This window comes from Nocardia sp. XZ_19_369 (genome assembly GCF_015355715.1).
Classification (GTDB): Bacteria; Actinomycetota; Actinomycetes; order Mycobacteriales; family Mycobacteriaceae; genus Nocardia.
The window spans coordinates 135,882-149,848 of the sequence record NZ_JACVED010000007.1; the positions used below are offsets into that span (position 1 = coordinate 135,882).

The following is a 13,967-nucleotide window of genomic DNA, read 5'->3' on the forward strand; positions in this document are numbered from 1 at the left end:
CGACAATAACCGGCGGTCACCGCGCCGATGGAGGGGCCCGGCGGCCGTAATCCGCGTCACCACGGCGGGTGTGGTGACCGTGGCCACCGAGGGCAACCTGCGGGAACTTCGGTGTCCGGATAGACGACAATCTGGACGTGGAGTGCAAAGTGTGCCGGACGGCGCTGTCGGCCCGGATCGACGGCGAGCGCGAAACCGTTCCCGCGGCCAGGGTGGACGAGCACCTGGAGCAGTGCGCCGAGTGCTGCTCCTGGTACGTCGCCGCGGTGGAGACCTCGAAGCGGTTGCGCGGCGGCTCGTCGTACGCGCCGGACCTGACCGACGCGATCTTCGCCGCCGCCGAGTTGGAGCGGCCGCAGCCGTCGCGGCTGTCGAGGCTGCGCGCCGCCGTGCCGACCTCGCGGGCCGTTTCCGCCCGCATGCTGCTCGGCCTGCTCGGTGTGTTGCAGTGCGCGTTGGCGCTGGCCCAACTCGCCGGTGTCGACTTCGGCATGAGCCACCACCACGCCGCCGAGATGACCCGGCACCTGCTCAACGAGAGCACCGCGTGGAGCCTGGCCATCGGCGTCGGGTTCCTCTACTGCGCGCTGCGGCCGCATGCCGCCTCGGGCGTGCTGCCGGTGCTGGGTGTGCTGGTCGCCGCGTTGAGTGCGTTCGTCGTGTCCGACCTGTACTCCGGTGTGGTGCCGATCTCCCGGGTGCTCTCGCACGGCCTGCTGGTGATCGCGCTGGTGCTGGTCGTGGTCGTGCACCGGACCCGCCGCCCGGACACCTCGCCACCGACCAGCGACCGGGTCCCCACCGATCTGGTGCTGCCGCCGGGCGCCCAGCTCGGCAGGCGCACCCGTCACCTTCGTTCGACCCAGGATCCCGCCGCGTGATGAACGGACTTCCATGACCATCGAGCTCGACCCGATCACTCGACCCGACTCGACCACCGCGCCGAACCGCATCTCTCTCGCCGTCACCGGCATGAGCTGCGCGGCCTGCTCCACCCGGGTGGAACGCAAGCTCAACAAGATCGACGGGGTCACCGCCTCGGTGAACTACGCGACCGGCATCGCGACGATCGACGCGGTCGGCGACCTGACCGCCGAGCAGCTGTGCACCGAGGTCGAGGCCACCGGCTTCGGGGCGTCGCCGGTCACCGACCGCGCCGAGACGATCCGCTCGACGCCGGAGGACGTGCAGGTCAGCGATCTGCTGCGGCGGCTGGTCGTCGCGCTGATGGCGTTCTTCCCGCTGGCCGATCTCTCGGTGATGTTCGCCACCATTCCGTCCACCCGGATCACCGGCTGGCAGCTGATCCTCACCGTGCTCGCGCTGCCCGTCGTGGTCTGGTCGGCGGCGCCGTTCCACCGCAAGGCTTTCGCCAATGCCAAGGCCGGTGCGGCCAGCATGGACACCCTGGTCTCGGTCGGCGTGCTCACCGCGACGCTGTGGTCGCTGGACACCATGTTCCTGCACCCGAACCGTTCCGGGCCGGCCCCTGACGGGGTCTGGGCGGCGATCTGGGCCAGCGACGCGATCTACCTCGAGGTCGCCGCGGGTGTCACCGCATTCGTGTTGGCGGGGCGGTATTTCGAGGCGAAGGCCAAGCGCTCGGCGGGCAGCGCGCTGCGTGCGCTGGCCGCGCTCGGTGCCCGTGAGGTCACCGTGCTGACCCGCGACGACCGCGAATTACGTGTGCCCATCGGCGAACTCGTGGAAGGGCAGCGCTTCGTGGTGCGCCCGGGTGAGACCATCGCCACGGACGGCCTTGTCGTAGCGGGTGAATCGAGCGTCGACGCCAGCGCGATGACCGGCGAATCTCTCCCGGTCGACGTGACGGTGGGCATGGCGGTGATCGGCGGCACCACCGCGCTCACCGGTCGCCTGATCGTGGAAGCCGCTGCGGTAGGGGCGGATACGAAGCTGTCCGGGATGATCCGGCTGGTCGAACAGGCACAGACCGGCAAGGCGCGCATGCAGCGAATCGCCGATCGGGTGTCGGCGGTGTTCGTCCCGTTCGTCTTCCTCCTGACGGCCGTGACCTTCGTGAGCTGGCTGGTCACCGGCGCCGGTGCGGATCGGGCCGCGGCCGCCGCGCTGGCGGTGCTGGTGGTGGCGTGCCCGTGCGCGCTGGGCCTGGCCATTCCCACCGCGCTGATGGTGGCCTCGGGACGCGGTGCGCAACTGGGCATTTTCATCAAGGGACATCAGGCGCTGGAAGCCACCCGCGACGTCGACACCGTCGTGCTGGACAAGACCGGCACCGTCACCAACGGCGCGATGAGCGTGGTCGCGGTGACCGAGCGCGAGCCGTTCAGCACCGCCGAGGTGCTGCGCCTGGCCGGTGCGGTGGAGGCGGCGTCCGAACACGCGGTGGCCGCGGCGATCACCCGCCACGCCCGCGACCTGGTCGAGGACTTGCCCGCCGTCGAATCCTTCGAGGCACTACCAGGTTTGGGCGCCCGCGGCACGGTGGACGGCCGCCGTGTGCTGGTGGGCCGAGCGCGGCTGTTCGACGATCAGGGCATCGACATCCCGCAGGATCTGAATCGCGCTGTGCGGCAACAGGAACGCTGCGGGCGCACCGTGGTGCTGGTCGCCGTGGACGGTGCGGTCGTCGCGGTGATCGCGGTGGCCGACACTGTCAAGGACACCGCGGCCGCCGCGATCGCCCGGCTGCACCGGCTCGGGCTGCGGGTCATGATGTTCACCGGTGACAACGCCTACGCGGCGCAGTCGGTGGCCGACGAGATCGGCATCGATGAGGTTGTCGCCGAACTGCTTCCGGAGGGCAAGGTCGAGCTGATCGCCCGGATGCAGGAGCAGGGCCGCCGCGTGGTGATGGTCGGCGACGGCATCAACGACGGTGCGGCGCTGGCCACCGCCGACCTAGGCATGGCAATCGGCGCGGGCACCGATGTCGCGATCGCGGCCGCCGACGTCATCCTGGTGCGCGAGGACCTCGGCGCCGTGGCCGACGCCATCGAGCTGGCGCATGCCACGTTGCGCACCATCAAGGGAAACCTGCTGTGGGCCTTCGGCTACAACGTGATCGCCATCCCGGTGGCCGCGCTCGGCTTTCTCAATCCACTGATCGCCGGCGCGGCCATGGCGTTCTCGTCGTTCTTCGTGGTCTCGAACAGCTTGCGGCTGCGGCGAGTTCGCTTCGATCGCTAGCCGCGCGCTCGGCAAGGCGTCAGCGGCGGGACTGGGCCAATTGGTCCAGCATGGCGTTGTACGCGGCGAGATCGGAGTCGCCGTAGTCGTCGTCCTTGCGATCGGTGCGCACCGCGGTGCGGCGGTCCTGGGCCACCCACTGGGTGAGCAGCGCGCCGACCACGAGCAGAATCGGGATCTCGCCGGAGACCCAGGCGATGCCGCCGCCGACGCGCTGATCGGCGAGCAGGTCGATCCGCCACGGCAGTTGCAGGTTGGTGTAGAAGCGCGACCCGATGACGGTGTTCATCGACATCACCGCGACACCGAAGAAAGCGTGAAAAGGCATGACCGCGAACAACATCCCGAGCCTGCCCAGATGCGGCAGCCGCCGCGGGCCCGGGTCGATGCCGATGATGCCCCAGTAGTACAGGTAGCCGACGATCAGGAAGTGCACGTTCATCAGCACGTGCCCCCAGTGGTAGCGAATCAGGCTCTCGAACAGTGGCGTGAAATACAAGCCGTAGAGCGAGATCACGAACAACGACAGCGCGATCGCGGGGTGCGCGATCACCGCGGTCGGTCGCGAATGCAACAGCGCGAGCACCCATTCGCGCACACCGTGCACCTGGCCGCGCTTGGCCGCCGGGACCGCGCGCAGCAGCAGGGTCACCGGCGCGCCGAGCACCAGCAGCACCGGCACGAACATGTTCAAGGCCATGTGCGTGATCATGTGCATGCTGAACATCGCGAATCCGTAGGTGCCGATGCCCGAGGAGGTCGCGATCAGCAGCGCCACGCAGCCGCTGATCCAGGAGATGGTGCGCCACTTCGACCATTCGTCGCCGCGCCGCCACAACCGCAGCACGCCGAGCGCGTACAGCACGATCGCGACCACCGCGGCGGTGCCGAGCACGATGTCGAAGCGCCACAACGTCATCAACCGCAGCAGGTTCGGCCGGTCGAACAGGTCGAAGCCGAGGAAGACCTGCTGCGCGGTGAACGACCGGTCGGCGAAGGCCGGGGCGGGCTGCACCGCCATGGCCACCGTCGCGCCGAGCGCTGTCGCGGAAAGTGCTCCGGCGCAGGCGATCAGGAAGGCGGTGCGGGCACCGGGCTTCCGGTGGCGTAGCACCACGCGCATCGTCAGCGCGAGGTCGACGCCTACCGCGACCACCACCAGTGCCAGCCGCCCGTACCCGGTGCCGAGCACATCCGACCAGGGCAGCAGGATCAGCCAGAGCACGAGGCCGCTGAGTGTCGCCGCCGCCAGGCACAGCAGGGTGATCGTCGCGCCGCGCCGTACCGCGGTGCGCGCGTGGGACCCGTTGCGCCGCAGGTGTTCCGCGACGCACCACAGCAGTCCGGGCAGCACCGACACGGCGAGCTGGAAGATGATCATCGCGCCGGTGCCGTAGTCGTGATTCGGCCCCTCCCCCGCGTTGCCCACCATCGCGGGCGGCAGCACGCCGATGGCGGCCACCAGCATGAGCACCGCTGCCCCGTTCCAGGACAACATCATTCGAGCACCGAGCGTCACCACTGCGGCGAGCAGGGCGACCACGATCCAGGCCTTCGGCTTTTCGCTGGCGTCGATCAGCGGGCCGAGCGCGCCGAGCCGGAAGAGATTCGAGAAGGTCAATCCGCCTACATTCGCGGCGGTCACCGGGATCAGCGCCAGCGCCGACACCAGCCACACCGCACCGGCTCGCTCGGCCAGGCGCAGTCCGGAATAGCCGTCGACCTCGAGGCGGCCGCGGCCGGTGACCGCGGTGCAGCACACCGCGTAGACCAGCGCACCGAGCGCGGTCGCTCCCGCCAGCGCGGCGACAACGCGCAGCACCACGTACGCGAGCACGTCGGCGAATCCCGGATAGGCGGTTCCGGCGGCCCGGTACGGCGTCGCACCCGCTTCCACCACCGAGCCGATGACGAGGGCGAGCAGAACAGCCGCCGCGACCAGCCAGACGAGGTGGACTGTCGAGCGTTTCACCTGCACGTTGCCGTCCACCATCCTCGCGTACGAAAGTTGCCCCTGAACCAGGCCTCGCTGACCGGTCGGCCGCGAGGGCGGGAAAGTTCCGACGTCGGCCCGACTGCGATGCAGGTCACATTTCGTGGGTGGTGGAGCTCGTGGCTCAGACGGTGTTCGCGCTGATTCCGCCGGAGATCGTCAGTGCCTCGCCGTTGAAGTGCCGCCCGTGCTCGGACACCAGCAGCAACACCGCGTCGGCGACCTCGTCCGGGGCGATCAGATCGCCGTTCGGCGGACCGGAGGCGAACATCTCCATCACGTCTTCCCTGGTGGGATTCTCCTTGTCCGGCAGCATCAGTCGATACATCGCCGGGTTCTGGATCATGTCGGTGTCCACGCCGCCGGGCAGCACCGCGTTGACGGTGATCCCGTACTCCACCACCTCCAGCGACACCGACTTGACCAGACCGACCACACCCCATTTCGCGGCCGCATAGTGTCCGGCGTTGCGCACGCCCATCCGCGCCACGATGGAGGAGGTGGCCACGATGCGGCCCCAGCGGCGTTCGATCATGTGCGGCAGCACCGCGCGGATGCTGTGGAAGACACCGTTCAGATTGGTGTCGATCATGTCCTGCCACATCTCGTCGCCCATCTCGGCGATCGGCGCGTTGGACGCGATGCCGGCATTGGCGATCAGGATGTCGATGTGACCGAAGTCATCGATGGCGCGCTGAGCGACCGCGTTCATCTCCGTCTGACTGCGCACATCGGCCTCGAGCGGCACGCAGCGGCGACCGGTCTCCTCGACCAGCTTGGCCGTCTCGGCCAGATCGTCCTCGGCGCTCATCGCATACGGCACGCTCGCGATCTGCTGGGCAATATCGCAGACCACGATGTCCGCACCCGCTGCTGCCAGCGCGACCGCATGAGCACGACCCTGCCCGCGGGCACCGCCGGTGATCACCGCTACCTTGTCATCGAGATTCCCCATATCGGGCCCCTCACCAGATCGGCATGTGTTCGGCCGAAGCCATCGTTTCATGCCGGATCGGTGTGCGGTTGCCGTTTACGTTCGTATTGTCCAGTCCAATGCACGAAACGTTCCGGGTCGGCGCAGCGACGAAGTGGATGCGGTGTGTGTCGCAGCATCCGGTAGGACTTGTCTGCGCCACAACACCCAGGCGCGCGGCCCAGCGCGCCCACAATGGTCCCAGGGGGCCAGATGACCGATTGTGAGTACCGCGCCGTGGATCTCGACCAGCTCGTCCGACCTATCGATACCGACTACGACGTGACCGTGGTGCGCGCGCTGGACAGCCCGCGGCTGCGCAGGCTGATGTACACCGTGGTCGGGCTCTCGCACGACTCCATCGATCTACTGTCGACCATGAGCGACCGGCTGCGCGCGGTCGAGGGGATGCTGGTGCGCGACCCGCTCGACTGCTGAGCGGGATCAGCCGGTACTACCGGCCGCGGGCAGTCCCGGCGCGGCCGGTATCCGTTGATAGCCACGGAGATTGACCAGTCCGCGGCGCTCGGGCGGGCCGGTGAGCCGCAGCCCGGGGAAGCGCTCGTACAGCGCGGACAGGGCGATCACGCCCTCCGTCCTGGCCAGGCTGGCGCCCAGACAAGCGTGCACGCCACTGCTGAACGACAGGTGGTCCTTCGCGTTGGACCTGGTCACGTCGAATCGCGTGGGGTCGTCGAAGACGGCCGGGTCGCGGTTGGCGGCACCGAGCAGCAGCGAGACCATCTCGCCGCGTGCGATCGTGTGGCCCGCTATCTCCCTGTCGCACAACGCGATTCGGGCGGTCATCTGCACGGGGCTGTCGTAGCGCAGGATCTCCTCGACGGCGCCGGGCCACCGGTGCGGCTCCGCCCGCAGCAGGTCGAGTTGATCCGGGTTCTCGTGCAACGCCACGATGCCGTTGCCGAGCAGGTTGACCGTCGTTTCGAAGCCCGCCCCGGTGACCAGCGTGGCCGTAGCCATCAACTCCGGCTTGGTCAGCAGGCCGCCGACGGTCAGCTCGCTGAGGATGTTGTCGCCGGGCTCGGCGCGCAATTGCTCGATGTGGCCTTCGAGGTAGTCCTGGCTGTCCCGCAGGGCGGCCATCGCGCGGCGGAAGGCACGCCAGGAGATGCCGACGTCCAGCAGTGGCGCGCCCGCGTGGCCGAGTTCCAGTAGCTCGGCCTCTTTTTCCTTCGGCACACCGAGGATTTCGCAGATGATCGCCACCGGCAGTAGCCGCGCGAAGTCCTGGATCAGGTCGGCGGCGGGTCGGGTCGCCAGGTCGGCCAGCAGTTCGTCGGTCACCTCGGCGATCCGATCGCGCAGGCGGGCGATGGCGCGCGGGGTGAATTCCTGCGCGACGAGCTTGCGGTACCGGGTGTGCTCCGGTGGGTCGACCATCAGCATCGACGGTGGCTCCACCGGGTTCGCCAGCTTCGGATCGGTGGCTCGCAGCAGGCGCAGCACGGGGCCGGGCAGGTTCATCGTCTCCGGCGGGGTGACGCCGAAGTTTTTGTCGCGCAGAATGTTTCGGCAGACCTCGTGGTCGGCGGAGACCCAGGAGAACGGAGTCCGGACCAGCCTGCCCTGCTCCCGGACCCGGTCACCGAACGGGTAGGGGTTCGGTCCGGCGCGCCGGCCCGCCAGGATCTCGGACACGGGATCGCCGCGGCGGGCCCGAATTCGGAGGAAGACGCCCGGACCGCCGTGCAGTATCGCCCACCTGATCCAACTCTTCATCGTGGCCCCCGCCTGTGCTGTCGAATTCCCTCACGGTACGCACCGGTGGCGCGGCGCGCATCGGACCGTGGTGGCAGACGAGGCGAACCTTCGGCAAAGTCGATCAATCCATGACATGAGACGGCGGTCACATGGTTTGGTGGAGACAGGCCGGTCGCGCCGGCCATAGCTGGACGGCGGTTCGGAGGTGGCGACGGCCATGAGTGTGACGCAGACCGAACAACTTCAGGCGGTTCGACCGTATCCGCGACGGATGGGGCCGAAGGGTTCCTACATCTGGAAGATGATCACGACCACCGATCCGAAGGTGCTCGGGGTCATGTATCTGGTCTCGGCGATGTCGTTCTTCTTCATCGGCGGACTGATGGCGCTGCTGATGCGCGGCGAACTGGCCCGGCCCGGCATGCAGTTCCTCTCCCCGGAGCAGTACAACCAGCTGTTCACCATGCACGGCACCCTGATGCTGCTGTTCTACGCCACCCCGATCGTCTTCGGCTTCGCGAATGCCGTGCTGCCCTTGCAGATCGGCGCGCCGGACGTCGCGTTTCCGCGGCTCAACGCGTTCAGCTATTGGCTGTATCTGTTCGGGGCCACCATCGCGACCGCAGGTTTCATCACGCCCGGCGGGGCCGCCGACTTCGGCTGGACCGGGTACACGCCGCTGAGCAACTTCCAGCACGCGCCCGGGGTGGGCGGCGATCTCTGGATCATGGGCCTGATCCTGTCCGGCCTCGGCACCATTCTCGGCGGCGTCAACATGATCACCACGATCATCTGCCTGCGCGCGCCCGGCATGATCATGTTCCGGATGCCCATCTTCACCTGGAACATCCTGATCACCAGCATCCTTGTGCTGCTTGCCTTTCCGATCCTGACGGCCGCGCTGTTCGCGCTGGCGATCGACCGCCATCTCGGCGCGCACATCTACGACCCGGCCAACGGTGGCGTGATCCTGTGGCAGCACCTGTTCTGGTTCTTCGGCCATCCCGAGGTGTATATCGTGGCGCTGCCGTTCTTCGGTATCGTCACCGAGATCTTCCCGGTGTTCAGCCGCAAGCCGCTGTTCGGTTACACCGCACTGGTGTACGCGACGATCTCGATCGGCGCGCTGTCGGTGGCGGTCTGGGCGCACCACATGTACGCGACAGGATCTGTTCTGCTGCCGTTCTTTTCGCTGATGACCTTCCTGATCGCGGTGCCCACCGGGGTGAAGTTCTTCAACTGGATCTTCACGATGTGGCGCGGGCAGTTGACCTTCGAGACGCCGATGCTGTGGTCACTGGGCTTCCTGGTGACCTTCCTGTTCGGTGGTCTGTCGGGCATCATCCTGGCCAGCCCGCCGCTCGACTTCCACGTCACCGACTCGTATTTCGTGGTGGCGCACTTCCATTACGTGCTGTTCGGGACCATCGTGTTCGCGACGTTCGCGGGTATCTACTTCTGGTTCCCGAAGATGACCGGGCGGCTGATGGACGAGCGCCTCGGAAAGTTGCATTTCTGGACGACGTTCGTCGGCTTCCACACCACGTTCCTGGTGCAGCACTGGGTGGGTTCGGAGGGCATGCCGCGGCGCTACGCCGACTATCTGCCCAGCGACGGGTTCACCGTGCTGAACACCGTCTCCTCCATCGGCGCGTTCGTGCTCGGCGCGTCGATGCTGCCGTTCATCTGGAACGTCTTCAAGAGCTACCGGTACGGCGAAGTGGTCACCGTGGACGATCCGTGGGGTTATGGGAACTCGCTGGAATGGGCGACCACCTGCCCGCCGCCGCGGCACAACTTCTACGAGCTGCCGCGGATCCGGTCCGAGCGTCCGGCCTTCGAGTTGCACTACCCGCACATGGTGGAGAAGATGCGGACCGAGGCGTACGCGGGCTGGGGTGCCGAGCAGCGGGCGGCCATGCTCGTCCAGGATCGTGCGCTCGACGAGGAGAACAGGCCCTCGCTGGAGAAAAAGCCGGGTACCGAGAGCACGCCCGAATAGCTATTGCTGAATCAGCAAAGAAGTTTGCCAGAACAGCCTCGCGCGTGGATCGTGGTGCTCATGACCGAGACACACAACCACGGCAGCAGCCATATGACCCCCTACGACGGCGACGATACGGTGGGCTACTGGGAGCACTTCTACCAGGAGCGGGAACGCGTCTGGTCCGGGTTGCCCAACGTCTTCCTCGTCCGCGAGATCGAATCGGTGTCGCCTGGTTCCGCCCTGGACCTCGGGTGCGCGGAAGGCGCCGACGCCGTCTGGCTGGCCCAACGCGGTTGGCGCGTCACCGCCATCGACGTCTCGGAGACCGCACTGGGCCGCGCTCGCGCCCACGCCGCCGACGAGGGCATCATCGACATCGACTGGCAGCAACACGATCTCGCGAACTCCTTCCCCGGAGGACAGTTCGACCTCGTCAACGCCCAATACCTGCACTCCCCCGTGGCACAGGCCGACGAACGCGAGAAGATCCTGCGCCGCGCCGCCGACGCCGTCGCCCCCGGCGGCCTGCTCCTCATCGTCGGCCACGCCGGCTGGCCCACCTGGGTCCAAGACCCGCCCAACATCCACCTCCCCACCACCGCCGAGGTCCGCACCGCCCTCCACCTCACCCCCACCGAATGGACCGTCGAAGTCGACGAAGTCGTCGACCGCGAACACGCCGGCCCCGAAGGCGAACCCGGAACCCGCCAGGACAACATCCTCCGCATCCGCCGCCACTGATTCACCCGCGCGTCCACCGAACAGCCACCCGCTCGACCTCCACCGCCACCTCGGCACCACAAACCGGCCGCGCCGTATCCACCCGAACCGTCGGCGCGAGGTCGAGCGGTTCGGCCTGCGCCGCCCACACCGCCCAGTCACTGACAAGGCGCTGCTCGTCCCGATGTATCGCGGCCCGGCGCCTATCCGCGTAGCGAGCTTTCGCCAGTTCGGCGGGGATGTCACACCACACCTCCACGACCCGATCAGCGCCGGACTTGTCGATTCCCGTTGCGGCAAAAGACAAGTCCCGCGGCCTGAACCACCACGAGTCGATGACAACAGTCCCCGGCGCCGCCCGCGCCAACGCCCACACCGCATCCATCGCGATGCCACCCAACTCAGGGATGGCAGCGGCGTCGGCAACACAGTCCGCCAGGGCCTCCTTGACCGTGTCCTTCGACAAGAACTCCGCCCCCAACGCCACCGCCAGCGATCGCCCGAGCGTCGTCTTACCGGAGCCCGGCAATCCATTGACCAGCACCAGAAATTCGGCCATCTGCCGGTGCTCCTCAGCGTTCGGGCGTCTCCAGGTGGAAGACTCGGCGGGCGTTGCCGGCGAGGAACAGGTCGCGGACTTCGTTGTCGAGGTTCAGGTCGTCGAGGCCGGTCAGGGCTCGGTTGGGCATGATCATGGGGTAGTTGGTGCCGAAGAGGACTTTTTCGCGGCCGTGGCCCTGGAGGTAGGTCACCAGTTCGGGTGGGTATCGGCGGACGGTGTAGGCCGAGGTGTCGATGTGCACGTTCGGGTATTTCGTTGCGAGCGCGATCATTTCGGTGGTCCAGGGGTAGCCGATGTGGCCGCCGACGATGGTCAGTTCGGGGAAGTCAAGGGCGACGTCGTCGAGGTAGGGAATCGGTCGTCCGGTCTCCGAGGAACGCAGCGGGCCGGTGTGGCCGACCTGGGTGCAGAAGGGAATGCCGAGTTCTACGCACTCGGCGTACAGCGGGTAGTAGCGGCGGTCGTTCGGCGGCAAGCCCCACAACCACGGCACGATGCGCAGCGCCCGCATGCCCAATTCATTGACCGCACGGCGCAATTCATGCACCGCGGCGATCGGCTTGCGCAGATCCACCGAGGCGACGCCGACCAACCGGCCGTCGGATTCCGCGACGAACGAGGCGACCTCGTCGTTGGAGATCAACACCCCTTCCGGGCCGTACCAGGCACTGATCAATGCGACGTCGACGCCCCCGGCATCCATGGCCGCGATCGTGGCGGACACGGGCGGCTGCTCGGTCGGCAGCGGTGCACCCCAGCGCCGCAGCGAATCGAACATGTCGTGCTGCACCATCCGTACCGTCGGATGCTGCGCCCACGCATCGATGATCGCCATCGCCACTCCCCACAGATATCGCATCGGTCAACGCCGCTTACGGTAGTCAGGGTCCCGGCGCCGCTCAGGCGGATCGGCGAATCCAGGCACGCGATCGAAATCCGCTCTGGCGCCGAAACGTACCGGCCCCCGAGTTCACCGGCCGCCGCGAGCGCCACGCCTAAGTGCGCCGCCGCCCAAGCGAACTGGCATCGAAGCTCCATGCGGAAGGTCCGCGAAAATTCGTGGGGTGATCCGCCCACCGAATGGGTATTAGGTCTTTACGCCGTATCGCCGACGATCGGTAGCTGAGCCAACCGGCCCGGGTGTCCGCATCGCAACGGCGCGGCGCGGGCACCCCTCCGCTGGCGGCGCTCACAGGGAATCCCCAGCTCGCTCGCAGGTCGGGCAGCGGTTGCGGGGCGATCATGGGCGCATGGTCGGTACTTATCTCGTGTGGATCGGCGCGTTCGGCGCTGGTCGGCCGCTGTGTGTGGCACGGGCGAGCCGGGCATGAGCGCGCGGGCGCGGGTGGCGCGGCGGGTGGCGTCGGTTCCGTTGCGGATCGGGTTGGTTATCGCGTTGCTGCTGCTGACCGCGGCGGCCCTGCTCGCCTCGGGTGTGGCGGTGACCTCGGCACTGAGTCGATCGCTGACCCAACGCACCGACGAGCAGCTCTACGATGCGGCGCGCTCGTGGGCCCAGCCGCGGCCGATGAAGCAGGTGCGCACGAGTGACGGTGCCGTGCAATGGGTCCCGGCCGACGCACCCGGCCCACTGCCGCGGTTGCCCGGCGACCAACCGCGCCGATTCTTCGAACTGCACAAGAGCGCGGGCGGACAGGTGTTCTTCGAGGTCGCGGGTGGCGGCAATGCTTCGGGCATACCGGATCTCGCGGGGCAGTCCGGGGACGCTCCGGTGACGGTCGACTCGGCCGACGGCTCGTCCGTGCGCTGGCGGGTATTGACCACCGAGAACCAGTACGGCTCGACCACCGTCGGCCTGCCGCTCACCGACAACCAGGAGACGGTCTCGCACTTGATCTTCATCGAGATCGCTACCGGCACAGCGGCGTTGATCACCCTCGGCGTGGTCGGCTACCTGGTGATCCAGCGGAGCCTGCGACCGCTGCGCGAGGTGGAGGACACCGCGGCCGCCATCGCGGGCGGCGATCTGCACCGGCGGGTCCCGGTGCGCGGCGTGGATACCGAGGTCGATCATCTGGCCCGCTCGTTGAACGAGATGCTCGCCCGGATCCAATACGGCGTCGCGGCGACGGAGGCGTCCGAGGAGGCCGCCCGCCGTTCCGAGGCCACGATGCGCCGGTTCGTCGCCGACGCCAGCCACGAGTTACGGACCCCGCTGACCACCATCCGCGGTTTCGCCGAGCTGTATCGGCAGGGCGCGACTACCGATGCCGCCATGGTGATCGGCCGCATCGAGTCCGAGTCCGAACGGATGAGTCTGCTCGTCGAGGATCTGTTGCTGCTGGCGCGGCTGGACGAAAAGCGCCCGCTGGAGCGCAAACCGGTGGATCTGCTGGCTCTGGCCGGTGAAGCGGTGCACAACGCCCAAGCCATGGCCGCCCGCCAAAAGCCAACGCCCGCAACGCCCGAGCGTCGCATCGGCGTGGTGGTCGACCCGGGCGAAGGCACGATGGAAGTGGTCGGCGACGAACCACGACTGCGCCAGATCCTGGCCAACCTGCTCGGCAACGCCCTCGCGCACACGCCGTCGCAGGCCGCGATCATCGTGCGGCTCACCCCGTTTCGCGACGAGGTGCGCCTCGACGTGATCGACTCCGGCCCCGGACTCGCACCCGATGCCGCCGCCCGCGTCTTCGAACGCTTCTACCGCACCGACAGCTCCCGCAACCGGGCGAGCGGCGGCGCAGGCCTAGGCCTCTCGATCGTGCACGCGCTGGTGGCGGCGCACGGCGGCCGAGTCACGGTGCACAGCAAGCCCGGCGAGGGAGCCACCTTCACGGTCACGCTGCCCCGCGAGCAAACCGCCTGTGCGACAACCTGA

11 protein-coding genes are annotated in these 13,967 nt (G+C 67.9%); 6 read left to right on the top strand and 5 right to left on the bottom strand.

The window, feature by feature from the left end:
- The first annotated feature begins 137 nt into the window (after positions 1-137).
- Positions 138-881, top strand: coding sequence for a zf-HC2 domain-containing protein (locus tag IBX18_RS25850; protein ID WP_194836131.1), 744 nt, complete (start codon positions 138-140; stop codon positions 879-881).
- Positions 882-894: 13 nt separating this feature from the next.
- Positions 895-3,168: a cation-translocating P-type ATPase gene (locus IBX18_RS25855; RefSeq protein ID WP_194836132.1), complete on the top strand. Its 2,274-nt coding sequence runs from the start codon at positions 895-897 to the stop codon at positions 3,166-3,168.
- Between the two features lie 19 nt (positions 3,169-3,187).
- On the opposite strand, the gene IBX18_RS25860 is transcribed toward IBX18_RS25855, so the two are convergent.
- Both IBX18_RS25860 and IBX18_RS25865 read right to left on the bottom strand, forming a co-directional pair.
- Entirely contained in the window at positions 3,188-5,161 is a 1,974-nt protein-coding gene (locus tag IBX18_RS25860) for a cytochrome c oxidase assembly protein (RefSeq protein ID WP_194836133.1), read from the bottom strand.
- Between the two features lie 124 nt (positions 5,162-5,285).
- Positions 5,286-6,116: a mycofactocin-coupled SDR family oxidoreductase gene (locus IBX18_RS25865; RefSeq protein ID WP_194836134.1), complete on the bottom strand. Its 831-nt coding sequence runs from the start codon at positions 6,114-6,116 to the stop codon at positions 5,286-5,288.
- Between the two features lie 231 nt (positions 6,117-6,347).
- Between IBX18_RS25865 and IBX18_RS25870 the strand changes: the two genes are divergently transcribed.
- Positions 6,348-6,572, top strand: coding sequence for a hypothetical protein (locus IBX18_RS25870; RefSeq protein WP_147129817.1), 225 nt, complete (start codon positions 6,348-6,350; stop codon positions 6,570-6,572).
- 6 nt (positions 6,573-6,578) lie between these two features.
- On the opposite strand, the gene IBX18_RS25875 is transcribed toward IBX18_RS25870, so the two are convergent.
- Entirely contained in the window at positions 6,579-7,874 is a 1,296-nt protein-coding gene (locus IBX18_RS25875; RefSeq protein WP_194836135.1) for a cytochrome P450, read from the bottom strand.
- Positions 7,875-8,073: 199 nt separating this feature from the next.
- Between IBX18_RS25875 and ctaD the strand changes: the two genes are divergently transcribed.
- Together ctaD and IBX18_RS25885 are read left to right on the top strand one after the other, a co-directional pair.
- Entirely contained in the window at positions 8,074-9,858 is a 1,785-nt protein-coding gene (gene ctaD, locus IBX18_RS25880) for a cytochrome c oxidase subunit I (RefSeq protein ID WP_194836136.1), read from the top strand.
- Between the two features lie 60 nt (positions 9,859-9,918).
- A complete protein-coding gene (locus IBX18_RS25885; RefSeq protein ID WP_194836137.1) occupies positions 9,919-10,584 on the top strand; it encodes a bifunctional 2-polyprenyl-6-hydroxyphenol methylase/3-demethylubiquinol 3-O-methyltransferase UbiG in 666 nt (221 codons plus the stop codon).
- A gap of 1 nt (position 10,585) precedes the next feature.
- Here IBX18_RS25885 and IBX18_RS25890 read toward each other — a convergent pair whose 3' ends face one another.
- Positions 10,586-11,122, bottom strand: coding sequence for an AAA family ATPase (locus IBX18_RS25890; protein ID WP_194836138.1), 537 nt, complete (start codon positions 11,120-11,122; stop codon positions 10,586-10,588).
- Between the two features lie 13 nt (positions 11,123-11,135).
- Complete coding sequence (locus IBX18_RS25895; RefSeq protein ID WP_194836139.1) at positions 11,136-11,960, bottom strand: amidohydrolase family protein; 825 nt, start codon at positions 11,958-11,960, stop codon at positions 11,136-11,138.
- A 492-nt stretch (positions 11,961-12,452) separates the two neighbouring features.
- On the opposite strand from IBX18_RS25895, the gene IBX18_RS25900 reads away from it, so the two are divergent.
- Positions 12,453-13,967, top strand: a complete 1,515-nt coding sequence (locus IBX18_RS25900) for a cell wall metabolism sensor histidine kinase WalK (protein ID WP_228541784.1) — start codon at positions 12,453-12,455, stop codon at positions 13,965-13,967.